Below are 23123 nucleotides of genomic sequence, written 5' to 3' on the forward strand. Positions count from 1 at the left end.
ATATTGTAGAATGAGTGTAGCTAATTTGTTTTCTTAGTGTTCGAGATTATTATATCAATGGCGAACTCATCACCAATGATTAACCTCAGCTAATAAAAAATTTAATTTCTCATTCGCAGTTATTAAGTTGTAAAAGAACTACTTTCTTCCTTCGGCTCCACGATCGGAAGGGCAAATGCCGTTCCTTTCATGGTGCTTCAGTTACTGGCAGTGAAAACGGCCAGAAGACCAAGATACGAAATCGACCCGACCCGTCAAACTGTTTTTATAGATTTTTCACCAAGTTTTACAATTCGTTTTCTTGAGAAGAGGATAAGTAATGTGACATAATGCAGGAATAAGGAACGAACCCTGAAAGCAATTCGAAGACTTCGAGACATAGAAAAATAATATTATAAAATTATAATATTTAATAATGAAGCAATAACAAGAGAATGAAAAAGGAAACGCGCACTGGTAATCAGAATTCCGCGCTTAAACGGGAAGGTTGTTGTATGGAAAGGCTGGATGTGATATGGGGGGAGCACAAGGCCACTCCCACGAACCGCTCCCCCCACCCAAGCCCTGGGCGGGGGCGCAAAAGAGCAACGGAGAGTTCCCACATATTTACATACCAACTCCCCTTTCTGCGATTCGGCAAACCAAGCCTTCCACATTTTATACAGCTAGAAAAAGTCTTGTGAACGGATCGAAACGACTCATTTTGACCAAAATCTACAATGAAACTCCAACGGTCCCTTAATCTATACGATTCCATCTCCCTTATGTTCAGTTCGATGGTAGGACCAGGGGTTTTTATCACAACCGGCTATATCCTTAGCCAAATCCCAAACCCGAATCTGGCGCTTTTCTGCTGGATACTCGGAGGTTTTCTGGCAGTAGCCGGAGCAATGAGTTACGCAAAATCGGCGAGTATCTTCCCTTATGCAGGAGGAGATTACGTTTATTTAAAAGAGGCGTATTCCCCTATCGTCGCTTTTTCCAGCGGATGGCTATCTCTCTCCGTAAACTTCTCCGCATCCATCTCTCTTTCTGCAATTGCATTTTCCAAAACACTCTTATCTATACTTGATCCAGCTTTAGATTTTTATTATATAGAAACCAAATTCTTAGGCATCACCTTTTCGATGGGGAATGCTCAGATCATAGGGATATCGACGATCCTATTCTTCACGATCGTCAACTTTTTCGGGATTGGAATTGCATCCAGGATCCAGAACTTCTTCACTACTTTCAAAATTTTAGGCTTAGTAGCATTCGTCGTATTAGGATTAACGATCGGTAACTATGATGTTGGCAATTTCGAATCCTTCTCCCTAATCCCTTCTGCACCTCAAGAATGGGGCCTCTTATTAGCAGGAGTAATCCCTGTTACCTTCTCTTATTTGGGATGGAATATGATCACTTACGTTGCAGAAGAAGTCAAAGATCCAGACAAAAACATATACAAATCGGTGCTTGTCTCTTGCTCCTTGGTGACATTACTTTACGTTTTGATTAACTTCTTATATTTAAGTTCCGCTCCGAGCCATGTATTAGCAGGCGATGAGAAGATCGGAGTTACCGCGTCCGGATTTTTGTTCGGAAAAGAAGTAAAATTATTCGTAACCGCATTTATCTGCTGGGTTTTCATGGGAGGAATCTCTGCGTATATTATCGGTGGATCACGAATTTACTTCGCAATGGCAAGAGACGGGTTCTTCTTCCCGAGCATGTCCAAGCTTCATCCCAAGTATCATAGCCCTTATAAATCCTTGGCCTTCCAATTCGCTTATGCATGTTTGTTCTGTTTTGTAAAGGAAATCGAATCCTTGCTCTACTTGATCACTTGCTCCACCTTATTGTTAGCTACGATCACAGCCTATACTCCGATCATCTTCGAAAAGAGACATTTAAGAACCGAATTCAAAATACCAGGCTATCCGTATTCCACCTATTTATATATACTCTTTAATATTCTAATCATCACAAGTCTTGTATGGAGTAAACCTGCAGAGGCTCTATGGGGACTTGGCTTTACATTGCTAAGTGTTCCGATGTATTATTATTTCAAAAATAGCAAATCAAAACTTCCTCGAGAAGGATTTGCAGTTTCAGAAATCCTTCCGGAAGCGCCAGTGGTTAGTCTTGTAGCCGAAAAAGAACGAGTCCCTGTAATTAGCGGAAATAGAAACTGAGGTTCTTCCTTTGGAAATCTCTCCAAAGACAAGGCTTAGAACACATCGCTATATCGGAATATTGTCTCTATTCTTCTTATTTTTCCGTCCTCTTACTAATATATTCAATTATTATAATATACTTCCGTTTGCCTTAGAGCCGATCCATATAGGAAGGATTGGTGCGCTTCTTGGAGCTATAGCTTTTCTCACTGGAGGAGGATTAGGAAACTATCTATCGGAAGAAAAATCTAAGCTCGCAGAGATCCACACAATCGTAATCCTCGCTGGACTTCTGCTTCAAATTCCAGTCTTAGCAGAGACGGAACCCAATCCTTGGTTGAATTGGATCTCTATCTTTGGATTTATTTTTCTGATCAGCGGCTGGATTTTGGGAAGAAGGGTCTTTCCTAATCGAAGAAGGATCCTTCCCTTCTAAATCTTAGCTGTAGCTAAAACAGTTCCCACGTAAAATAGCGGTAATAAAATGCCTTGCGAATAACAAGCATTTGTGATATACGGACGAAAGCAAACCCACGGGCCACTCCCCCCTCCCGAATCAGGGCGGGGGCCTTTCCGAAAACGCGCAACAGTTCCTACAAACTACCGATTCAAACCTGAGTTCTTATACAATGCATCCTCAAAGGAAGAAACAAAAAGATCCATATCTTCCGTCTTCCAGCGAGAACGATCAAAGTTCATATTGATCGTCATTTTATTTTCGAAAGTAGTAACAGTAGTAAAGAGCTTCTGAGTCAAAGCCGGATGAACCGTAAACGAAAGCTCTTTCACTTTCAATCCTTCTATATTTAGGTCGGGAATAATTCCCACATTGCTGATCACGCTTGATTGCGGATTACGGATCATCAGAGAGTTGAAGACTCTCATCCCATCTTCTCTTTCCAAGAATTGCTCAGGCGGAGGAAGAAGTTCGTAAAAAGCACGCCCTTCTCTCTTTGCAAGTCGAGCCTTGATATCTTTGATAACAGTCATCGCCTTTTCTTGAAATGAATCTCTAAGATCGACTATCGTTGTGAATAGCGAAATATAAAGTCCCAAGGCAGAATCAGGCACTGTATGACTTAGGTAAGGGCGAAGATCTACTGGAGTTGATAAATACAAGACTCCTTCTTGGTGTTTCGGAAAAAATTTAGAGAAGGCTGTGATCTGCACTGCTCCTAAGAATCCGTGCACCGACATTCCCTTCTGCTTTACGTTCTGAATGAGAGAGGTCAGCTTATCTTCTTCTATCGAGAGGCTTACAATCTGAGGATCCGCTTCTCCATTTTTTCTCTGGAATTGAGGAACAGAGAGAGGCTTGTCGCTCTTCTTATCACTCTTGTATAATTCCTCTGCTGGATATAGATCCATAAGGGAAGAAAATTCGATCGGTTCCGTAGGAACTCCCACTTCTTCTTCCGAAAAGCTAGCCTTTACAACATCCAATAAAAAATGACAACCGGAACGGCCGTCCGACATGCTATGATGAAAGATGATCCCCAACGCAAACTTGGATCCTTCCGATTCATACAAGATTGCGCGAATCAAAGGAGAATCTTCTAAGCTAAAGAGTCGAATGGTTTCCTTTGCGAGCTTAGTCTTCCAATCGGAGGAATACTTTTCTTTTTGGATCGGTATCTTCTTCTCAGAGCGAGCGAAATAGAGATGAGAATCTTCTCCCACCTGTTTTAAGATCTGCGCCTTAGCTAACACGTGTTTGGACTGTACATAGTCCAGGCCTTTGCGAAATTGTTCTTCGGAGAAGTTTCCTTCTCCTTCTAACATCACGCTGAAATTCATGGAAGATGATCGGTCGTACAACCAAAAGTTTGCCTCCGCTTGATCTAATGAGCGGAGGAAGTTTGTTTTAAGTCTTTCCGGTTCTTGCAAATTCTGCATGTATATCCGGATATAATCTACGCGGTAGCGGGAATCGATTCAATCTCTTTTTCATATCGATTTGCCCTTGTCATGCTCTCAAAATCGTTAAAACGTATGCCATATTTTTTAAGGATCGGTCTTACTCTCGGCGCAACTGCTTGTCTTAGGTAGAATGGTTGGGTTACTACAAAATGATGGATCCCGTGAGTCGCCCCGAAATTAAAACAGAATAAATGTAAGGGAAGTATCCACCATGAATCCAACACTTGGGTTTGCTGATACAAACTCTTTACATCTCCGTAATAATGCATATTAGAAGAAACGATCTGGATCGCAGACTGTCTTAACCAGCAAGGAATCAAATATACGACGGCAGCAGTATTTAAGAAATGATGAATGCTCGCGGCGATTCCAGTCTCTTGGATAGGATTGCCTAAAGCCAAATTGACCAATGAGAATAGTCCCCAGCCTAAGAAAGAATACCAAAGTAAAAGATAAGTAGCCCTATATGGTCCTTTGATAGGAGAGGATTTTATCTTTCTCAAATAATAGATCGCATCTTTACGGATCTTCGGCCCTTGCAATACAACTGCCATGATTGGATCTACCATTACTAAGATCCTACGAAGTCCCCAAGGCATTCCGTTACTTATGAATCTTTCTTCAATATCCTCCTTGTTTCCGGAAAGTTTATGATGAAGAAGGTGGATCTCTTTTCTAAACCAAGGATTGACTGTATTCGCTCGGAATAACCAAACCATCCAAAATAGAAAGTTTTGCATCTTAGGACTTTCTTTAAAGTAAATGCTATGGATCAAATCATGTTCCATCTCATGAAGGAAGGAAGCTAGGATCCCGTTTCCAATGATACAAGCCCAGAAAGGGATCAGGTCCAGAACATACAATGTGCCAAGAAGGATCATCCCTCCTGCAGAACCCATAGTGATCCCAAAGCCGATCGCATTTTGATATTTCAAGAAAGAGAATCTCTTTCTTAACTTTGCATCCGAATAGCGGATCCATTTAATTATGCGCTTTGTTTTTTCCTTTTCGGGTATCCTGTTCGCAGCAGGCTTTCTATCTAAAACTAAGGAACTCATTGATGACTCCGATGAACTCAAGTGGGCTCTATTATACCCAGATTCGAAATCCAGTCGTTCCATTCTATAAACCGAAACCGGCACTTCGGTACTAAATGATATTCTGGGACGATCACTTTCCCTTTTTCTCCCTAAATTCGGATGGAGGCACTCCTACTTGCTTCGTAAATGCTCGGTGGAAGGAAGTTTTACTGCGAAATCCCACTTCGTAGGCGATATCTAAAATAGATCTATCTTCGGTTTCCAAAAGAAGGTGACAAGCTTCCTTGATACGATACTCATTTACGAATGCAGAAAAATTCTTTCCCATTTCCTGATTGATCAGTTCTGAAAGTTGATGAGAAGAAAGACCCAATTCATCCGCAAGACTTGCCAAGCTCAACTCTTCTTCCTTAAATAACTTTTCTCTCTCCATGGTTTGCAGAAGATTCTCTCTCAGAACCTGCATATCCATTCCCTGCAATAAGGACCTTGCGTATTTCTGATTTGTGACCCTCGCCACCTCTTGCAAATTTTGAAAATACGCAGGATATCTTCTTCCGATTAGATAAGAAACACAAAGACTCAATGCCATCATCGAGGCGCTAATTAAAAGAAAGATAGAATTCTTTCCGAGCAAGAAGAGACCGCCTATCGAGTGATTCAATATAGTGGCAATGATAATGTAAAGTAGGACTCTCGCAGTCCATTCTTCCTTCAATACTCCGAATTTAAAAAGGATCCTAGTTCCTCGTAAGAGTCCTAATATATATCCGGCAAGGATAATTAGAGGAATATAAAATATGAAATCATAAGCACGACTGTCGCTTGCAAAGATCAGAATTCCTTCTTTGATCTTTTCTTCTCCAGGAAGAAAGCTGAGAAAAAAGAAAAACCAAACGATAGAAGGAAGAACTGCGTGTTTCGCACTTAACCCGAAGGCGGATTTTTCCACTTCCGAATTTTGGATGATCTTATGGATCCCGTATAGGATCGGTCCGATCGAACTCAGTACGGGAATATGCAATAAGATCAAATGAGGAAGAGTATATAATCCGAATATAAAGCAGAGCCCGCTGACTTGCAGCAAACCTAAACAAATAAACAAAAGCGAAAGAAGCCTATTTAAAGCGGTCTTTCTCTCCAGCACATTCTGGCCTATACAAAGAAGAGGCCCCAAGTACGTCCCAAAAATAGAAAAAGAAACGGGAACCCATAGAACCGGATGATCGGATAGCCAAGCCGGAATGGATATCGACAAATTTTGCATTCAGGAAGGCTTTATCTTCGATTCGTTTGGACTGTCAACTCTCCTAATATACCTAAAAACCGGTGTTCGGTAAGAATGAAGGAAGCAGTGGAAAGATGAATTGTTTCGAATCGAAACTACTTGTTTGATATCAATCTTTAAAAAACTGAAGACAGAGAAAATACAATATGTAAGGATATGCCTCTATAATCTGTTGCGGAGAAGGATCATGACATCATATACTTATATTCTCACGGAAAAGAAGGGTCACGTATTTTCAATCATTCTAAATCGACCAAGTGAAAGGAATGCAATGAATACTCAAATGATCTTTGAGTTAAGTGACGCTCTCACGAAGTACGAGGACGATCCGGATGCAAGATGCGCCGTTATCTATGCGAACGGTTTGCATTTTACCTTCGGTTTAGAATTACAAGAAGTAGCTGGCGCTCTCTTAGAAGAACGAAGAAGTCTTTTTACCCCAAATACGATCAATCCTTGGGACACTGGTGAAACAAAAAGAGTTAGAAAGAAGCCAGTGATCTGCGCCGTCCACGGATTTTGCCTAACGTTAGGAATAGAGCTCATGCTTGCTTGCGATATTGGTCTCGCAGCCGATAAAACCGTATTCGCTCAATTGGAAGTACAAAGAGGAATTCCTCCTTTTGGGGGAGCAACCATTCGATTCGTTAGAACTGCTGGTTGGGGAAACGCAATGAAATACATACTCACTGGAGATACTTTCGATGCCAAGGAAGCCTATCGTTTAGGAATCGCGCAGGAAGTCTTACCCAAAAAAGATCTACTCCCAAGAGCATTCGAACTTGCAGAGAAGATCTCCGCCCAAGCTCCCCTCGCAGTACAAGCAAGCATCGCAAATGCTCGAAAAGCTTTAGAGGAAGGCCAAGTCCCTGCCATCTCGGAATTATTTTCTATCACCATCGAAAACTTAAAATCTCCGGACGGTCAGGAAGGAGTTCGTTCCTTTTTAGAAAAAAGAGCGGGAGTGTTCAAAGGAAAATAAGAAAAGACGAATCAAAATTTGATCCGAACAGTATTCGGTCCTCTCATTATCGAATTCTTCTTGCCTTGGCTATAGAATTTCGAAGCCTAGCTGCAATATAGAGGACCAATATGGATTTCAATCTTTCTCCCGATGAACATGAGTTCACTGAATCCTTTCGTAATTTTTGTAAAAAGGAAATTCATCCGTATGCGGAAGAAGCGGATAAGAAAAAAGAATTTCCAAGATCTCATTATACTAAGCTCGGAGAGGCGGGTTATCTAGGCCTTCTTCATGAAGGCGAGTATGGAGGACAGGGTGCAGGAGTATTCTTAAGCACTCTTGCAATGGAGATTGTTTCCGAATTTTGCGGCTCCACTTTTTTTAGCGCGGGAGCATCCGCAGGACTATTCGGCCTTCCTCTAAAACATTTTGGGACCGAAGAACAAAAGGCAAAATATCTCCCGGATATCATTTCCGGAAAGAAGATAGGATCCTTGGGTGTAACGGAACCTGACGGAGGCTCGGACGTAGCTGCAGTCACTTCTCTCGCGAGAAAGACTGGATCAGATCGTTACATTCTTTCCGGTCAGAAGACGTACATTACGAATGCACCGAATGCTGATTACTGTCTCGTACTAGCTCGAGCTCAAGACGAATCCGGAAAAGAAAAAGGTTTAACTCATTTCATTCTAGATCTAAACAGCAAAGGAGTCTCTAGATCAACGCCCATGGACAAAATGGGATTAAAGGCATCCCCTACAGGCGCATTATTCTTTGAAGAAGTAGAGATCCCCGAAGAAAATATATTAGGAAAACTTGGTAAAGGTTTTCGTCAGACCATGCAAACATTCAATGCAGAACGTCTTTCCTTGGCTGCTTATTCTCTTGGAGTCATGAAGGCTTGCCTGGATGAATCCAAGGTATTTTCCTCTTCTCGCAAAAGCTTTGGAAAATCGATCTCCCAACACCAGGGAGTGGCATTTATGTTAGCGGAGATCTATTCCAAGTATGAGGCAGCGAAATGGCTGACATACAATGTTGCTTGGGAAATGGAAAAAAGCGATTTAGAAGGAAAAGGCAATATGAGCCTTGCAGGCAAATGTGCCGCTTGCAAATTATTTGCAACCACTGCCGCGAGAGAAGTCACAAACCTTGCAGTTCAGATCCACGGAGGAGCAGGCTTCATGGACGAGTACAAGGTTTCTCGTTTGTATAGAGACGTGAGACTGGGTGAGATCGGAGGAGGAACGAGCGAGATCCAGAAGCTCATCATCTCCGGAAGCATCATGAAAGGAGCTTAAACTATTTGGCTTCCAAAACAGGAAGCCTTACTATTCAAAACCCGAATATAGATATCGTCTCGGATTCTGAATTTTTTAGTTCTTATTCTTAGGATCCGCTTCTCCTAATTTCTCTTCTAGATATTTGTTTATGTCCGGATCGTTATCCTCGATCAATTGCCAGAAGGAAAATCCGCGAATTTTATATTTCTCTAATATTTTCATCTTGGCTTCGAAGGCCGACCGGTTCATATAAAAAGCGACCCGATCGCAGCCACCCATTCTATACCAAAGAGAAGGATCCGAATATACATGTCCTTCATGCCTATATAAATAAGGTCTTAAATATTTCCAGTCTCCCAATTTGGATTGGGTCTTAAAGATCTCCAAAACATCTGTCGGTTCTTCCTTTCGGGGAGCCATCTTATCCTGGATCCACTTCGCTCTAGAATAATACACCGACTTGGAATCTATATCACAATTCAAAGGCCAATCGTATCCGTACGTAGGAATTGCCATGTACAATTTCTCATTTGGAATTCTTTCGGAGGCATATTCAAGGATCCTGTCAATCCACCAATCAGGAGCCTGAGGCCCAGGCCCGGGAAATCCGTTCTTGCGAGGATGCAGTTCGTAAGCCATGATCTTTACCTTATCCGCGACTTTTCCGAGAAACTCATAGTCGTGAGTAAGCTGTCCTCTATATGCTTCGTAAAAATCGACTTGGATGGGAGATTTTAATCCTTTGCAAGGATAGACAGAAGGTTTTTCTGCGACTGTCTTAGGATGAATGGCGACCGAAAGAAGCTTTCCCCGCTTATGAAGCTCGTCTCGAAGTAATATTAAAAATTCCTGAAATACTTCTTTCTTCTCGCAGGTCATTCCCTCATAGTCTATATCGATCCCGTCGTATCCGTATTTATCCACTTCTTTCAGGATGAATTGGATATGAAAGTCACGGACCTTTGTATTACCATTCAGTCCGATCACATCTGCGACCTTCTCAAAATCATTTTCCCAACGAAAGATAGTGGGAATGATCAAGGTTCTTGGAGACATGAGCCTCAGCCATTGCATCCTTTCTGCGATCTCGTCCGGTTTCCAGACGGAGAGAATGCGTCCGGTATTCCTCCTTCCCCCTTCTAAATTATAGATGAATGGATGCATCTCATCGTAGAGATGCACATACTTCATCATCGCAAAGAAATCCTGGGACCAGGTAGATGCCCTCATTCTTTCTATTTTAGGGGTCTCGGCGGAGATCTGATTTTCTTCCTTGCTAGGTAAGACGAATAGAACAAGAGCTAAGCTTGCGCAAAGAAGAAGGAACAGGATAAGGGAGAGTTTTATTTTAGAGCTGGGATTCAATCGAGGTACAAATTCTCAATTCAAATCCCAAACGCAAGTAGAATGACGTTTAAATGGAGATTCCGTTCTTCTTCAGAATGTCCAAAGCGGTTTGGCGAAGAATAGGATGCACAGTAAAATCTTCCGGATCAGGAGCCTTTCTCTCCGGCTCTTGGACCTTAAACTTATCCGGACCGATCCATTGAGACAGAGCCCAAAGCATTCTTTGAAAGATCTCATCAATCCTTCTTTGATAGCCTGCCTTTTTATAGTAACCGTAGGCAAGGATCGGAAGTTTTTTCTCGAACATAAAATGGTCACCCAAACGAATGAGCCCGTCTTTATATTCGGTTTTCAGAAAGCATTCTCTAGCCTTACGAATATCTCCGTCGTTAAAGGCCTGATTTCCTTGGCGGATGAGCTCCATTCTTTCCTTCGGATCCATACTCAAACTATCGACGGATTTTAGAATTTCGCAAGGCTTTTTAGCCGGATTCCCAGCTTCTATCATGGCTCGAAAAACAAAAAATCTTGTATAGTTCCCGAGTTCCCTATCATTTGTCTTCTGTATGAGCAATTTAAAAGAGGGTGCCAAGGCTCCCAGTTTTACTAGCGTAAACGAAGAAGGACAGAAAGTCTCCCTTAAGGACCTGGTCGGAAAGAAGGGATTGGTATTATATTTTTATCCTAAGGACCAAACCCCTGGCTGCACCACTGAGGCTTGCGACTTCCGAGATAATTTCGCAAGACTGAAGAAGGAAGGCTATAATGTAGTCGGAGTCTCCAAGGACTCGGTGAAATCCCACCAGAAATTTATTGAAAAACAGGAACTCAACTTTACCCTTCTTGCGGACGAGGACGGAAGCATTTGCGAGGCCTATGGAGTCTGGCAACTCAAGAAGTTCATGGGAAGAGAATTCATGGGGATTGTTCGAACCACTTTCCTAATCGGAACAGATCTGAAGATCCAGAAGGTTTATCCTAAGGTAAGTGTAAAGGGACATGTGGACGAGATACTCGGAGATATCAAGGCGATAGATAAAAAATGAAGATAGAAAAATCCAAAATCAATTTTGCAATCGGAAAGAATTCCTCTAAGAACGTATACAAGATCATACCAGTCACTAAAGACAGTCTTCCTAAAGAATTAGAGACTAAGTTTGGAGAACAGATCCGTGCCTCCATCTTTACAGGAGAGTCCGGACAAAGTTTTACGGATGAATCCGAACGAATCATCTATCTAGGCCTAGGAGATCCATCTAAGGTAAGCATTCGATCGGTGGCTCATCTATTCCTTTCTATAGGAGAGAAGCTTCGCAAATGGGATTCTGTCGGGCTGGAAATTAAGCTTACCCGCTTCTTAACGAAAACCTTATCTCCTTCGACACTCGTATATCAGATCGCTAACTCCATTGATCTAGGAGCCTTTCCGATCAATGTGCTTACCAAAGATTTCAAAGATAGAAAATTAAAATTCGGAACGGTAACTTTCTTATTAGAAGACCAAGGCGCGGAGAAATCAGCCAAAGCTGGCTTAGATAAATCTAGAGCGGTGAGCAAATATGTGAACGGCGCCAGATATATCGCTCATCTTCCTGCAAATCATTTCACTCCTGAAGAATTTGTATCTCGATCCAAGGAAATCGCAAAGGAAACAGGACTTAAGATCACTGTCTTTGACGAACCCCAACTTAAGAAAGAAAAGATGGGAGGAATCCTCGCGGTCAGCCAAGGCTCTGATAAAAAACCTAAAATGATCGTCCTCGAGTACAATCCTCCTAAGCCTAAATCCAAAAAGAAACTGGCTCTGATCGGAAAGGGGCTCACCTTCGATTCAGGAGGTATTAGTATCAAACCTGCACAAGACATGCATGAAATGAAGTATGATATGTGTGGCGCTGCCGCGGTCATTCATGCGATCGGAGCAATTGCTGAACTAGGACTTTCTGTTCCTGTGATTGCAGCCATCGGAGTAGCCGAAAATATGCCGGATGCTGCTGCTCTAAAGCCGGGAGATGTGTATACCGCTCATAACGGACTCACTGTAGAAGTGCAGAACACTGACGCAGAAGGACGCCTTGTCTTAGGCGATGTTCTTTCTTATATAGGAAAGAAATACAAACCGGACTACATGATAGATCTTGCTACCTTGACTGGAGCAATCATCATCTCACTCGGACATGAGGCAGCAGGAGTGATGAGTAATTCCGACAAACTTCGTTCCTTATTGGACGATGCCTCCTCTTCTTCCGACGAAAGGACCTGGAATCTCCCGCTTTGGGACGAATATGGCGAAGATCTAAAGAGCGATATTGCAGATCTTAGGAATATTGCAGGCCGTCCAGGTGGAAGTCTCTCCGCAGGAAAATACTTAGAGAGATTCGTAGATGCAGGGATAGACTGGGCTCATATAGATATTGCGGGAACCGCATGGAGAAAGAAATCTTCTGGTACTCAGATCGGGAACGGACCGAGCGGTTATGGAGTTCGTTTATTAGTGGACCTAGCAGAGAAGCTTGAAAAAAACCGGGGAGCCTAGAATCCCCGGCGAATTTCGATTTGCACCTATTAGAAGATCGAACCGGATATGATCCGTTCTGGGATGTTCGATCTTCTAACTTTTAAAATTTATATTTCCGAATACGGCGAAGGAAGGAACCGTATATTGTCTTAAGTATGTATAATCGGATTGCTTGGTATACAAATTGGATTTAGGAGCCAGCCCCGGATCGTTTGCTTTATCATCATATAAGTTATGCGCAGCACCCATCTCTGATTCACTAGGCTGAAAAACTTTTCCAGTCAATACAGGGAACATCAGATCTTGTGGATCCGGAGAATGACGCAGTCCCAGGCAATGTCCAATCTCATGCGCTAAGGTTGCCTCGATATAATCCTTAGGATCAGTTCCATCACCGTCATTCATCATTGTCTGAGCAGTAGCTTCTACTCGATCAGAGAAGATGAAGATCACGCTGCTTTCTATATGAATGTCTGCACTAACGGAACATGCCGCCAAATAAAACGGAGTCGAAGAAAATATCTCACATGCTGCTATGCTTTTAGGAGCGATCCCTTCTACATTGCATTTATGAGATTCGGTGAATACGATCGTGTTTCGCATTCTATCGACTCTTACTTTTGCGGGATACATATCGATTCCCATTCCCCACTTTTGAGCGGCGGCTTGGGTAAGATCTAGGCCATTCTTCATTTCCTTACCATACATCATCCAAAGGACTTGTTTTTCTTCCCAAGTAAGATCTCCGGTAGGAGTATCCATTTGAGAACAGTAAGTAAACGTAATAAACCAAATAAACAATAAAGAGAAAGATACCCTCATTAGAATTTCCCCAGAAAAATCCGATCCCTGAATTTTTTTTAAGATCGAATCGCGATTAGCTAAGTTTAGCTTGCTTGGTGTATCTTTTAAAAATTTCTCAGACGCCTTTTGTTTTTCTAAGTGCGAGAGAGAGTTTTATTTTTCTTTTTTTCTGGATCGTCTGCTCAACGAATCCCCGGTTCTAAAATTTAAGACGATTGAGCACGGCCGATTTTGCATAAAAAAAATTTTTTCCGAAAATTTTGTATATTATATAAATCGAATGTTATATCTTATTTTTTTGAAATGATTTTGAGAAGGGAACGCAAAGAGAAATACTCATTTCAGGTTAGTCAATTTCTTTCTATTTTGTTTATCTTAGTACGCTCCTACTTTCGTTTTAGTTTTTTTCTTCTCTTATACCGAAAGGTATATCTGAGTTTTGGAAATAAATTTCTGACAAAGTTAAGAGCGATTTCTCACTCTAAATTCCAAGTTTTTCATTCCCGAAATAGGAATTCAGGACTGATTTAGGATCCAATTTGAGAGCGGTTCTCCATTTTGAAGGGAATTCAATTCTTCCCGCCTGGATTTTCCCCCTTCCTCCTTATCCCTGTAGGAACTCCCGATTTTTGATTTTTTACTTGTCCCGTAGTGCGCTGCAAAAAGAATGGTCATATATAGTGCATTGCACAATAAACCAAGTTGGAAGAAACAAATGCTCCAGCCCAAAGTTAGAAAAAGATACATATTCATAGCTGCCCTACCCATGGTGTACCAGTCATTGGTTGCCCCAATCACGGGATCCCTATTCGAGGGAAATGGAACTTCTCCGGGTCCAAAACCGGAAATCAGCTATATCCGGGAATTCATCGCCTCCCAAAGGCCCAGCATAAAAGAAGAAGAGCTGGAATTACTCACCCAAACAGTGCAAAAGGAGTCCCTACGGATCGAAGATTCCGCCTGCGGCCTATATTGCGAGAAGGGAGAGAAGGTCGGCCTGCTACTTGGATTGATATGGACCGAGTCGGAATTCTATAAGAAGGCCAGATCCAAGAAGAATGCCAGGGGATATATGCAGATTATGCCGGGCACAGGTGCTTGGATCGGTTCCTGGGAAGGAAAGACGGTGAAAGAAAAGGACTTATTCGAGACGGAAACGAATATCCATCTGGGAGTTTCTTATCTGAACCACCTTCTGGAAACCGAAAAGGGAGATGTAAGAAGAGCCCTACTCTCTTACAACGCAGGCCCTGGCGCAGTCAAGAAATGGGGAGGAGTTCCTTCCTATGCGGAGAATATTTTCTCCACCCAAGCAGATTATCTAGGCAGTAGGAATTAAGTTCGAAACCCTCTGCCTTGCCCGGTTCAAAGATCTAACCGGGCAGCACTCTACCTGCTTTCCATCCAGGAAATGCAGGAACGGAGCATCTCCTTCATCTTCTCTCGATCCGCATGAGTCGGATGCCCATGACCAGGGAGAACCCATTCAAAGTCGTATTTTTCTAAGAGCCTCATGGATTCGGTCTGCTTCTCCCAAGAATACCAGCAGGCATTTCTGAACGCGATCAACCTTTCCTTCTTAGGATCAAATGCAAGATGATCTCCAGTGAACAGAAATTCGTTCTTATACAATAAGGTGCTATGACCCTTTGTATGTCCAGGTCCCGGAAGAATGACCAGATCCTTCGCAAGCGAATAAGGATCATTTCCATGTATTACGATTTCTGCTTCGGGTAAGGAAGAAAGATCTCCTTCATGAATGATTCTCTGAGTTCCGAACTCCTGGTGGAATTTTTCGTGATCGGCGATATCGTCCCTATGAGTCAGGAAATGGTAGCGAATTCCCCCTAAGCTTTTAATTTTCTCTGCTAAGGAAGGAATGTATCTGGGAGAATCTATGAGTATGTTCCCTTCTTCCCTTACAATTAAATAAGAGAAGGCACCGAAAGAAGATTTAGAATGAAACCCACAATGATATACACTGTCTGCAATCTTTCGAGGAAAGGAAGCCTTTGCCTCTTGTAAATCCAAACGATCTTCCGTGCCGATCGAAGCAGTGGGACAAGAAACCAAAGCCTGCAATGCTTGAAAAGTTTCCAGCTCCGATTCAGGTTGTTTTTGAACAAAGGAACCGATTCGATCCTCGCCGAACACCTGCGGAGCGAGAATACGACAAGTCTCGCAATCTATACAACTAGAGTCTACATAGAACGGACCGACTTGATTTTCGGGTCTTCTCTTAGAAAGAGTTGCCATGTTACTTAGACTGGAAAGCTACTTCACCCAACCACTTCTGTTGAAATACTTATCCTCGAGTGCTTTCAATTCTCCTGTCCTTTTCATTTCAGAAAGGAAGAAATCGAAATTGCGTCCGAATATAATATCTCCCTTCGGCAAAAATGCACTGACATGATTTTCTTGGACAGGCTCTATCAAAGCCCTGTAATTGGAAAGGATAGCAGGCTGCTTTAAAATATGACCCTTGATATAAAGAGAATCCCCTACGAAACAATTTGCCTTTCCTTCCCTTACTGCATCCCAAGCCGCATCGGAGGAGCCGTATGTAAAGATACGAGAATTCGGAAATGCTCTCATGATATATTCATGGCTACTCGAAAACGCTCGGACCGCAAAACTGAGCCCGCTGATATTTTCTAAGTCCTTTAAACTTCTGAAATATACGGTGGAGATAATATTTCCTTCAGGAGGAGGCGGGATCGCATTCTTGTTCACTAATGCCCCGGGAGTAGAGATAAGATAAGGAGAACTAAACCTTCCTCTTTTAGATCTTTCTAATGTAGAACTTAAACCTGCAAGAGCGATATCTATATCGCCGTTCTTCATTGCTTCCGCATAATCCTCGAATTCAGGAAGATTTGCGAACGTATATTTAACTCCGATAAAATCAGCGTATTTCTTTCCCAACTCCGCATCGAATCCAGGATATCCGTCCTTAGGATCCGCTATATAAAAAGGCTCGTAGTTTCTGTTTCCGGAAACTTTTAATTCTCCCCTTTTTTTGATCTCATCCAATCGGGAGAAGGTTCCCTCTTCTGTGCTAAGTGGAAAAAAAGAGAGAAGAAGAAGGACAATTACAAATCTACCGACCACGGTTCTTTTATAGAAAACGAGCATCGACGGATCAAGAAAAAATAATTCGATTTCGGATCTTAGGATCTTCTTCCTTTTTTATTCGAAAATCGGGAACGTTTTGGTCTGCCCGGGTTTTAATATATAAAGGAAGAAGACGGGACCTCGGTTTGCAAGAGAGAAAAAAACGGATCAGCAGGAATTCCCCGCACTACGATCTCACTCGCACAATATTTCACTTTGGCGCTGCCTGTTTATTTTTTTCTTCCGTATTCATCGTTTGCCAAAATGCAAGTTCGGATAAAGTAAACTTAACCGTTTACGGAGACGGAGAAGCATTCAGTATAGATGGAACAGTAGACATGGACAAGACTGCAAGCTGCGGAACTGCAAGTCCTTACAGTTCCAGTTCTTCAACGACTACCACTACAACAACCACTTCGACTACGAGCACCACGAGTCTATTTACCGTGATCAGCCGTTTGTATTTTACGAGCGGGGAATATATTTATTTGAAATTCTTATACGATAGCACCCAGAACCAAGGCTCAATCGATTCTACCCAAGGCTTTTCTTTTTCTGGAGGGATCGGCACTAAGGCCGTGGTTTCCAACTACGGTAAGATCTATTGGGGAGGAAGTGGCGTGCCTGTAGATACAAGTGTAACTTCTTCTCAAGCACTTTCTTATTTAACCGTTACATTGGATCTGGTGGGAACAGCGGTCGCGAGTGGAAGTGCTGCTCTTGCTCTGACCCAATGCTATACTGTGGACTTCATCAATTGCACTTCGGCAACTTCTACAAGCATGTGCTATACTCAAGATGGAACCACTTGTTATAATACTCAGTCGATTACAGGACCTTCGGTCAGCATCCAGGGAGAAGTGAATTGCACGAGTAATACTGTTTCTTCAAGCAGTTCTTCCAGTTCTAGTACAACACAATAGAGAAACATTTCGTCATAAAATAAAAGAAGAGGATTTCGTTTTGAAACCGAATACTATAAAAAAATTTCTACTCATACTCCTAGTAACGGGAAGTTCCAATCTGCTCCTTGCGGATCCTCCTCCCCCGCCCCCTCCTTTCGGCCCGGAACCTTTCGATCTATACGGCCCCGGACCGGGAGGTCCAGGTCATGGCCATGGACCAAGAAGAGAAGAAGGGAGAGATTTCGAAAAGTTCGCCAAGGAACTCGGGATGACCCAAGAACAGATCGATAAGGCTAAGGCTGCAAGAGAGAAAAGATTCTCTACAACCAAAGCAATGAGCGATAAGCTCCCGAACCTTCATGAAGATTTAAGAAAACTATTAGAATCTCCTAAAGTAGACATGAGTGCGGTTCGTTCTAAACTGAAGGAAATCGGAGATCTTCAACTTGAATTAAGAATTCTGCATATACAAGGCAGACTGGAATTCGAGTCCTTTTTAAACCATGATCAAAAACAAAAACTAACCCAACTTCACAAAGAGAGGATCCAAAGGATTAAGGATAGAAGGGACCATTTCCCTCCTCCTCATCGTCCCCCCGGGCCTCCCGGAGATCGGGACTGTAAAGGTATATGACGGAATCTGAATTAGCCTTCGCAATCGAATCAAGTAAGCAAACTGTCCTGAGATCCATTCAAAGGCATATTGCTTCTGATATGGCGTCCTTGGTCGAAGATCTGGCCCAGGATACATATCTGCGCTATTACTTAACCTTTAGAAACAGACCTCTCTTAGAAATAGGAGAATTGAATCGTTGGTTGTATGTGGCCGCAAGGAATGAATGCAGAAGAGCGATTCGGAAATGGAACCGAGAAGGCAAGGCATACTCTCGACTAAAAGCGGAGATCATAGTGTTAGGCAGAAAAGACGATTGGGAATTGCCTAACGAGAATTTGGACGAAGATAAAAGGAAATGGCTGGAGTTGCATATTAATCTCTTGCCTTCGCCATATAAAGAAACTATGATGTTACGGCTAGCTGGAGAGAAATTAGAATCCATAGCGCAGAAGCTTGAGATCTCCGAAGGAACAGTGAAGTCTCGGATCTCTCGCGGAAAAGAATGGTTATCTCGATTCACGAACTCGAATCGAAAAGACCAAGGAGGTAAGAAATGAAGAACCAATCCGAATCGGAACTAGACCAGACAGTAGAAAGACTGATCCAAGATCCCGACTTCTCTCGCAGAATTGCAAAAAGGATTATCGCTCAGGCAGAGCATAAAAAAACCAAACCTGCAAATTTGGAGTTCGCTTGGAAAGCGATCGCAGCGGTTCTTCTTATAGGTCTTACCGCAGTGTTAGCCTCTTATTATTCCCGCAGCCAAAAAGAATCTCAGGACTCATTTTCTGGACTTTCCAATCCGGCTGCCGAATTGATCGCTTCTCCAGTCGAGACAGAATACGTATGGGAAGATACGGATCTGATCATCGAAACTTCGTTTACCGAAAGATAAATCAATCTACGGATAACTGCGGAAGATTTTTATAATATTCTAATGCTTCCGGGTTTATCAAGGCGTCCTTGTTCGTAACTGGTTCGCCTTGCACGGTTTTCTTGACTGCGATCTCTACCTTTTTCATGTTTCGGGTATAAGGGATATCGGCTACTTGTACGATCTTTGCCGGCACATGTCTAGGCGAGACCTTCTCCTTGATATCTTTTCGAATCCTTGCTTCTAATTCGGGAGTGAGGTTAGATTCGGGAGACATCTTTAAGAATAACACCACTCTTACATCGTCTTTCCATTCCTGCCCGATCACTACTGAATCTCCGATCTCCGAAATCGTTTCGAGCAAACTATACAAGTCGGCGGTTCCGATACGAACTCCTCCCGGATTCAAGGTAGCGTCCGATCGTCCATAAACGACCATTCCTCCGTTGGATAAGATCTCCGCAAAATCTCCATGTCTCCAAATATTCGGAAAGGTATCGAAGTAAGCTCCCTCATATTTTTTTCCGTCAGAGTCATTCCAAAATTCCAAAGGCATAGAAGGGAATGGCTTCGTGCAAACGAGTTCTCCCTTTTGTTCATGTATCGGTTTGCCGGAATCATCAAAGATCTCAACCGCCATTCCAAGCCCCAAGGATTGCAATTCGGAAGCGTGAACCGGAAGATTCGGATTTCCTAATGCAAAGCATCCGTTCAGATCTGTGCCTCCCGAGATGGAAGAAAGCCTTAACCCCTTACCCCAAGAATCATACACATATTCGAAACCGTATCCCGGCAAAGGTGATCCTGTAGAAAGAACGGCTCCTATAGAACTCAGATCCGAAGAAGGTTTGTATTTGTCCTTTTCAAGAGTAAGTATGTATTTTGCTCCTACTCCAAAGATCTTGATTTTTCTATCCGCTGCGTATTTAAAAAGGACTTCCGGACTAGGATGAAATGGATTCCCATCAAATAAATGCACCGTAGCTCCTATAGAAAGAGAGCTCACAAGCCAATTCCACATCATCCATCCACAGGTAGTATAATAGAATATCCCGTCTCCTTCTCTCAAATCAGAATGAAGAGCGAGTTCTTTCCAATGATTCAGAAAGACGCCTGAGCCTTGGACCATACATTTAGGAAGCCCGGTGGTTCCCGAAGAATACATGATATATACAGGATGATCGAAAGTAGTCTGAAAGAAGCTCGGCTCCTTTCCCCAAAATGGTTTATAAGATTCTTCTAATGGAATTGAATTCTTTGGAAAGGATTCCATTCTCTTTTCCAAACTTTTAGATTCAATACTAGGATATTCTCCGATTAGGATCTTTTTCAGATCCGGGAGCTGGGCTGCAATTTCAGTAACAATCCCTGATAAGGGAAGAGACTTTCCTTTAAACTCGTATCTATCGGTGCTAATGAGTATCTTAGGTCGGATCTGTCCGAAACGATCCAGAACACCCTTTGCGCCGAAATCAGGAGAGCAGGAGGTCCATATTGCTCCGATGCTGGTTGTAGCAAGCATACCTAAAACAGTATCAGGAACATTCGGCATCAGACCAGCCACTCTATCTCCTGGTCCAACTCCTTCCGAGATCAAATAAGCTGCTAAGGCACCTACCCTTTTATATAACTCAGAGTAAGTTAGTTGTGCTTCTGCTCCACTTTCTCCTCTATAAAATAGAGCGAGACTTTCATCTTTCTTTCTTAAAAGATTTTCCGCAAAATTCAGTTTAGCTCCAGGAAAGAATTTAGCATCCCTGAATCTAGCACCGGATCGAAAGACCTCTTCGTATTTTTGGGAATGTATCACAGGAGCATAATCCCAGAGGGTTCCCCAAAATTGATTTAGATCATGCACAGACCAGGAGTGTAGCTCGGAGTAGTTTTTGAATTTTTTGCCGATCGTTTTTTCCACAAAGTTTTGGAAATCGGTCATTCTAGAATTCTGTATGGAGTCTTGTTTGGGAGTCCAGAGGAGTCGATTCATAGTCGGGCTAATATGCTCGTATTTTTCAACTAGAGGTCAACAGTAAATTGGTTGTGAAGAGCGAAGGCAGATGTAAGATTTGCGAGGTGAAAGACGTTCGGAGAACCGCCCTTGTCAGATCTTAGTCATCTCAACCTTCCCACTATTATTTTTCTTTGCGTGAGTTTAGTGTATGCCTTTCACGGATTCTTGCACCAATTGATCGTAGGTGGAGCGATCTCAGTCTTTCAACATCCTGATGAAAGACAATCCAGAATGATATTAATGATCTGGATCGCGACTGGCGGTTTCATGAGTTTTCTGGGACTTCTTCCTACGGTGTTGCTTCTTCTGTATGGAGCGGAACCGGAGCCTGTGCGTGCAGTCCTTTGGACCAATACTCTAGCTTTAGGTTTTTTAGCGGTGCATTTTGTTCTCTGTGGAGTGATGCGTTTGCCAAGGCCGCTTAGGATGGGATTCTATTTTACCGTAGCGTATGCAGTCTCGAACTTGATCTTTCTTTTTACCTACGGCAAATTCTGACCAAACTCTACTTCGCTTCAGGTCGGCTCGAAGTAGGCCAAATTCTCAGGGCCTTCATGGACAACGATGCGTTCTACCTTTCCATTCGCAGCGATCACGCTTTCCTTTAATCCAAAATAAAACCAGCGAGCCATATTCTCAGAAGTCGGGTTAATCGTCTTAAAGTCCGGGTGATCGTTGATCAGAATATGGTCTAACTCGGACACCAACTCTTTTAAACGAAGCTTTGAGGTTAAGAAGTCGAAACTGATCCCATCTTCTCGGATATTGTCCTTTCCCGAAAGATAGACCTCCACCTTAAAGGAATGCCCGTGGATAGGCTCATCGGAACCATCCGGGAAATACTTATAAAGATAATGTGCGGATTCGAATCTTTCTTCGATCCGAATGTAGAATTTGCCCGTTTCTTGAAAAAACATGGAATTGACTTACGCCTAGGGAGTCTATATACTGGAAGAAACCAATACCATTAGGAGATTTTCCACATGTCGGAAGCGGTCAAGCCAAGATTTTTTAAGGAAATGACGGTCGGAGAAGCGATCGGACTCCATCCTGAAGCGGGACTAGTATTCTCCAGCTATCATTTAGGTGGATGCTCTCACTGTTCTATCAATGAATTAGAGACTATTGAACAAGTTTGCATGGGCTACGGTGTCGAAGTAGACGTTCTTCTCGAAAGCTTAAATAATCTTTTGGAAGACGGAGAGTAATCTCACTTCTTCCCTCTGTCGGGATCACTTTTGGGAATGAAAGTGATCCTTGATCAGTTCCACCTCTCTTTCTCCTTCACAATCCAACCAACTTAAAAGCCTGGTCAGGGCCTTCTCTCCTTTTCGATTCAAAAGCAATTTGTTTAATGCGCTTCTAATCCCCCAAAATCTTCGAATATCCGGAAGCTTAGGAGTGGGAAGCTTGAAGCTTAGAAAAGAAATTCCTACACTCGTATCTCCAAGCTCGTTTCCTTTTCTCATTGTTTCCAGATCCTTACTCACTAACTCTAAGGTCTTTTTGAAATTGGAAACACTCGCTGGATCTTCGTTCTCTATCGCAGCTTGATATTCTCCGATCCATTCGCGGATCTTTTTGTATTTCTGTCTAAGCTCGAGAGAAGCATCCAGAACTTCGGAAAGATTGGAAGAAGATTCCAATACTTCTGCAACCAAGGGAGGAAGGATCAATTCAAAGCTATGCATCTTTCCAAGAGGAGTTAAACCAGCAAATAGCTTTACTCTTTCTTCGTTCACCCATTCTTGCACATCAGTTCCCATATCTACGCCCGGCTTCAAGAAACCAGTTTCTTCTAATAGGAAGGATCGGATTGGATGAGGCACGTAATGCGCTCCTAAGAAGGAACTTCTTCCGAAATTTCCTGCGGTTCCCCAAACCACTTGGCCAAAATGTTCATGAGGAGACTTTCTCGTTTCTTGATAGCCGATCAGATTTTCTTTTTGATGCTGCCTCATCGTGTCGGTTACACATAATAATTCCAAGGCTTGGTTCCTAGATGCCGCAACAATAGGATTGAATGTGGGAATATCCACAGGAACAAGCAGAGTCCCGTCCAAGGAATTCAGTCTTTCAAAGGATTTCCATCCTTCTGAGAATTTGCTATCGTAGAAAATTTTCTCTCTCAGCACGAGCTCGTTAACTAGACTGAATAAGCTCTCTATTTGAACACATGCCTCACTAATCTCTTCCCAATGATATGTGTTCTCGTTTCGATCCACTCGTAATCGTTTTGAGTTTGAAAAATCAAGGCCCTCTGAATGCAAACGAGATAGG

At 42.6% G+C, this 23123-nt stretch carries 24 protein-coding genes; 13 read left to right on the plus strand and 11 right to left on the minus strand.

The window, feature by feature from the left end; translation table 11 throughout:
• The first annotated feature begins 719 nt into the window (after positions 1-719).
• Both EHO59_RS11010 and EHO59_RS11015 read left to right on the plus strand, forming a co-directional pair.
• Entirely contained in the window at positions 720-2177 is a 1458-nt protein-coding gene (locus EHO59_RS11010) for an APC family permease (RefSeq protein WP_135587943.1), read from the plus strand.
• 10 nt (positions 2178-2187) lie between these two features.
• Positions 2188-2595 (plus strand): hypothetical protein, encoded by a 408-nt coding sequence (locus EHO59_RS11015; RefSeq protein ID WP_135587945.1) that lies wholly within the window; start codon positions 2188-2190, stop codon positions 2593-2595.
• 164 nt (positions 2596-2759) lie between these two features.
• On the opposite strand, the gene EHO59_RS11020 is transcribed toward EHO59_RS11015, so the two are convergent.
• The 3 genes from EHO59_RS11020 to EHO59_RS11030 form a co-directional block, all read right to left on the minus strand.
• Positions 2760-3977: a condensation domain-containing protein gene (locus tag EHO59_RS11020; protein ID WP_246052847.1), complete on the minus strand. Its 1218-nt coding sequence runs from the start codon at positions 3975-3977 to the stop codon at positions 2760-2762.
• 95 nt (positions 3978-4072) lie between these two features.
• Positions 4073-5137: a fatty acid desaturase gene (locus EHO59_RS11025; protein ID WP_135587949.1), complete on the minus strand. Its 1065-nt coding sequence runs from the start codon at positions 5135-5137 to the stop codon at positions 4073-4075.
• A gap of 112 nt (positions 5138-5249) precedes the next feature.
• On the minus strand, positions 5250-6386 hold the full coding sequence (locus EHO59_RS11030; protein WP_135587951.1) for a helix-turn-helix domain-containing protein: 1137 nt from the start codon (positions 6384-6386) through the stop codon (positions 5250-5252).
• Between the two features lie 208 nt (positions 6387-6594).
• On the opposite strand from EHO59_RS11030, the gene EHO59_RS11035 reads away from it, so the two are divergent.
• A complete protein-coding gene (locus EHO59_RS11035; protein WP_135587953.1) occupies positions 6595-7389 on the plus strand; it encodes a crotonase/enoyl-CoA hydratase family protein in 795 nt (264 codons plus the stop codon).
• A gap of 110 nt (positions 7390-7499) precedes the next feature.
• Entirely contained in the window at positions 7500-8672 is a 1173-nt protein-coding gene (locus tag EHO59_RS11040) for an acyl-CoA dehydrogenase family protein (RefSeq protein ID WP_135587955.1), read from the plus strand.
• 75 nt (positions 8673-8747) lie between these two features.
• On the opposite strand, the gene EHO59_RS11045 is transcribed toward EHO59_RS11040, so the two are convergent.
• The gene (locus EHO59_RS11045; RefSeq protein ID WP_135588091.1) at positions 8748-10001 is read right to left on the minus strand and encodes a glycosyl hydrolase family 18 protein; all 1254 of its coding nucleotides are present in this window, start codon (positions 9999-10001) and stop codon (positions 8748-8750) included.
• Positions 10002-10068: 67 nt separating this feature from the next.
• A complete protein-coding gene (locus EHO59_RS11050) occupies positions 10069-10509 on the minus strand; it encodes a hypothetical protein (RefSeq protein WP_135587957.1) in 441 nt (146 codons plus the stop codon).
• 58 nt (positions 10510-10567) lie between these two features.
• On the opposite strand from EHO59_RS11050, the gene bcp reads away from it, so the two are divergent.
• Positions 10568-11047 (plus strand): thioredoxin-dependent thiol peroxidase, encoded by a 480-nt coding sequence (gene bcp / locus EHO59_RS11055; protein ID WP_135587959.1) that lies wholly within the window; start codon positions 10568-10570, stop codon positions 11045-11047.
• Positions 11044-12537 carry a leucyl aminopeptidase gene (locus tag EHO59_RS11060; RefSeq protein ID WP_135587961.1) on the plus strand — a complete coding sequence of 498 codons (1494 nt, stop codon included), beginning with the start codon at positions 11044-11046 and terminating at the stop codon, positions 12535-12537. The genes bcp and EHO59_RS11060 overlap by 4 nt, the downstream gene beginning before the upstream one ends.
• 75 nt (positions 12538-12612) lie before the next feature.
• Here EHO59_RS11060 and EHO59_RS11065 read toward each other — a convergent pair whose 3' ends face one another.
• Positions 12613-13341, minus strand: coding sequence for a matrixin family metalloprotease (locus EHO59_RS11065; protein ID WP_246052848.1), 729 nt, complete (start codon positions 13339-13341; stop codon positions 12613-12615).
• A 697-nt stretch (positions 13342-14038) separates the two neighbouring features.
• On the opposite strand from EHO59_RS11065, the gene EHO59_RS11070 reads away from it, so the two are divergent.
• On the plus strand, positions 14039-14662 hold the full coding sequence (locus EHO59_RS11070; protein WP_135587963.1) for a lytic transglycosylase domain-containing protein: 624 nt from the start codon (positions 14039-14041) through the stop codon (positions 14660-14662).
• Positions 14663-14712: 50 nt separating this feature from the next.
• On the opposite strand, the gene EHO59_RS11075 is transcribed toward EHO59_RS11070, so the two are convergent.
• Positions 14713-15579: an MBL fold metallo-hydrolase gene (locus EHO59_RS11075; protein ID WP_135587965.1), complete on the minus strand. Its 867-nt coding sequence runs from the start codon at positions 15577-15579 to the stop codon at positions 14713-14715.
• A gap of 18 nt (positions 15580-15597) precedes the next feature.
• Positions 15598-16458 carry a substrate-binding periplasmic protein gene (locus tag EHO59_RS11080; protein ID WP_135587967.1) on the minus strand — a complete coding sequence of 287 codons (861 nt, stop codon included), beginning with the start codon at positions 16456-16458 and terminating at the stop codon, positions 15598-15600.
• A 230-nt stretch (positions 16459-16688) separates the two neighbouring features.
• Here EHO59_RS11080 and EHO59_RS11085 point away from each other — a divergent pair, with 230 nt between their 5' ends.
• From EHO59_RS11085 to EHO59_RS11100, 4 genes are read left to right on the plus strand one after another with little or no spacing between them, the layout of a single operon-like run.
• On the plus strand, positions 16689-17360 hold the full coding sequence (locus tag EHO59_RS11085; RefSeq protein ID WP_342776319.1) for an LIC10920 family plasminogen-binding lipoprotein: 672 nt from the start codon (positions 16689-16691) through the stop codon (positions 17358-17360).
• 40 nt (positions 17361-17400) lie between these two features.
• Entirely contained in the window at positions 17401-17976 is a 576-nt protein-coding gene (locus EHO59_RS11090; RefSeq protein ID WP_246052852.1) for a Spy/CpxP family protein refolding chaperone, read from the plus strand.
• Complete coding sequence (locus EHO59_RS11095; RefSeq protein ID WP_135587971.1) at positions 17973-18515, plus strand: RNA polymerase sigma factor; 543 nt, start codon at positions 17973-17975, stop codon at positions 18513-18515. Before EHO59_RS11090 ends, EHO59_RS11095 begins: the two co-directional genes overlap by 4 nt.
• A complete protein-coding gene (locus EHO59_RS11100) occupies positions 18512-18853 on the plus strand; it encodes a hypothetical protein (RefSeq protein ID WP_135587973.1) in 342 nt (113 codons plus the stop codon). The genes EHO59_RS11095 and EHO59_RS11100 overlap by 4 nt, the downstream gene beginning before the upstream one ends.
• Before the next feature lies 1 nt (position 18854).
• Here the strand turns inward: EHO59_RS11100 and EHO59_RS11105 are convergent, their stop codons facing one another.
• Positions 18855-20819 carry an acetoacetate--CoA ligase gene (locus tag EHO59_RS11105; RefSeq protein WP_135587975.1) on the minus strand — a complete coding sequence of 655 codons (1965 nt, stop codon included), beginning with the start codon at positions 20817-20819 and terminating at the stop codon, positions 18855-18857.
• Between the two features lie 111 nt (positions 20820-20930).
• Here EHO59_RS11105 and EHO59_RS11110 point away from each other — a divergent pair, with 111 nt between their 5' ends.
• Entirely contained in the window at positions 20931-21341 is a 411-nt protein-coding gene (locus tag EHO59_RS11110) for a hypothetical protein (protein WP_135587977.1), read from the plus strand.
• A 17-nt stretch (positions 21342-21358) separates the two neighbouring features.
• On the opposite strand, the gene EHO59_RS11115 is transcribed toward EHO59_RS11110, so the two are convergent.
• Positions 21359-21760 carry a 6-pyruvoyl trahydropterin synthase family protein gene (locus EHO59_RS11115; RefSeq protein WP_135587979.1) on the minus strand — a complete coding sequence of 134 codons (402 nt, stop codon included), beginning with the start codon at positions 21758-21760 and terminating at the stop codon, positions 21359-21361.
• 66 nt (positions 21761-21826) lie between these two features.
• Between EHO59_RS11115 and EHO59_RS11120 the strand changes: the two genes are divergently transcribed.
• Complete coding sequence (locus tag EHO59_RS11120; protein ID WP_135587981.1) at positions 21827-22051, plus strand: DUF1858 domain-containing protein; 225 nt, start codon at positions 21827-21829, stop codon at positions 22049-22051.
• 24 nt (positions 22052-22075) lie between these two features.
• Here the strand turns inward: EHO59_RS11120 and EHO59_RS11125 are convergent, their stop codons facing one another.
• The gene (locus tag EHO59_RS11125; RefSeq protein ID WP_246052854.1) at positions 22076-23068 is read right to left on the minus strand and encodes a hypothetical protein; all 993 of its coding nucleotides are present in this window, start codon (positions 23066-23068) and stop codon (positions 22076-22078) included.
• Positions 23069-23123: the final 55 nt, after the last annotated feature.

Origin of the sequence: Leptospira semungkisensis (genome assembly GCF_004770055.1) — a bacterium.
Taxonomy (GTDB): domain Bacteria; phylum Spirochaetota; class Leptospiria; order Leptospirales; family Leptospiraceae; genus Leptospira_B; species Leptospira_B semungkisensis.

Excerpts from the sequence above, each read along its gene's own strand:
- EHO59_RS11050 (WP_135587957.1), bottom strand. The coding sequence starts at position 10,509 with ATGATAGAAGCTGGGAATCCGGCTAAAAAGCCTTGCGAAATTCTAAAA.
- EHO59_RS11095 (WP_135587971.1), top strand. The coding sequence starts at position 17,973 with ATGACGGAATCTGAATTAGCCTTCGCAATCGAATCAAGTAAGCAAACT.
- EHO59_RS11025 (WP_135587949.1), bottom strand. The coding sequence starts at position 5,137 with ATGAGTTCCTTAGTTTTAGATAGAAAGCCTGCTGCGAACAGGATACCC.
- EHO59_RS11115 (WP_135587979.1), bottom strand. The coding sequence starts at position 21,760 with ATGTTTTTTCAAGAAACGGGCAAATTCTACATTCGGATCGAAGAAAGA.
- EHO59_RS11060 (WP_135587961.1), top strand. The coding sequence starts at position 11,044 with ATGAAGATAGAAAAATCCAAAATCAATTTTGCAATCGGAAAGAATTCC.
- EHO59_RS11065 (WP_246052848.1), bottom strand. The coding sequence starts at position 13,341 with ATGAGGGTATCTTTCTCTTTATTGTTTATTTGGTTTATTACGTTTACT.
- EHO59_RS11030 (WP_135587951.1), bottom strand. The coding sequence starts at position 6,386 with ATGCAAAATTTGTCGATATCCATTCCGGCTTGGCTATCCGATCATCCG.
- bcp (WP_135587959.1), top strand. The coding sequence starts at position 10,568 with ATGAGCAATTTAAAAGAGGGTGCCAAGGCTCCCAGTTTTACTAGCGTA.
- EHO59_RS11080 (WP_135587967.1), bottom strand. The coding sequence starts at position 16,458 with ATGCTCGTTTTCTATAAAAGAACCGTGGTCGGTAGATTTGTAATTGTC.
- EHO59_RS11010 (WP_135587943.1), top strand. The coding sequence starts at position 720 with ATGAAACTCCAACGGTCCCTTAATCTATACGATTCCATCTCCCTTATG.
- EHO59_RS11105 (WP_135587975.1), bottom strand. The coding sequence starts at position 20,819 with ATGAATCGACTCCTCTGGACTCCCAAACAAGACTCCATACAGAATTCT.
- EHO59_RS11070 (WP_135587963.1), top strand. The coding sequence starts at position 14,039 with ATGCTCCAGCCCAAAGTTAGAAAAAGATACATATTCATAGCTGCCCTA.
- EHO59_RS11100 (WP_135587973.1), top strand. The coding sequence starts at position 18,512 with ATGAAGAACCAATCCGAATCGGAACTAGACCAGACAGTAGAAAGACTG.
- EHO59_RS11035 (WP_135587953.1), top strand. The coding sequence starts at position 6,595 with ATGACATCATATACTTATATTCTCACGGAAAAGAAGGGTCACGTATTT.
- EHO59_RS11040 (WP_135587955.1), top strand. The coding sequence starts at position 7,500 with ATGGATTTCAATCTTTCTCCCGATGAACATGAGTTCACTGAATCCTTT.
- EHO59_RS11075 (WP_135587965.1), bottom strand. The coding sequence starts at position 15,579 with ATGGCAACTCTTTCTAAGAGAAGACCCGAAAATCAAGTCGGTCCGTTC.
- EHO59_RS11120 (WP_135587981.1), top strand. The coding sequence starts at position 21,827 with ATGTCGGAAGCGGTCAAGCCAAGATTTTTTAAGGAAATGACGGTCGGA.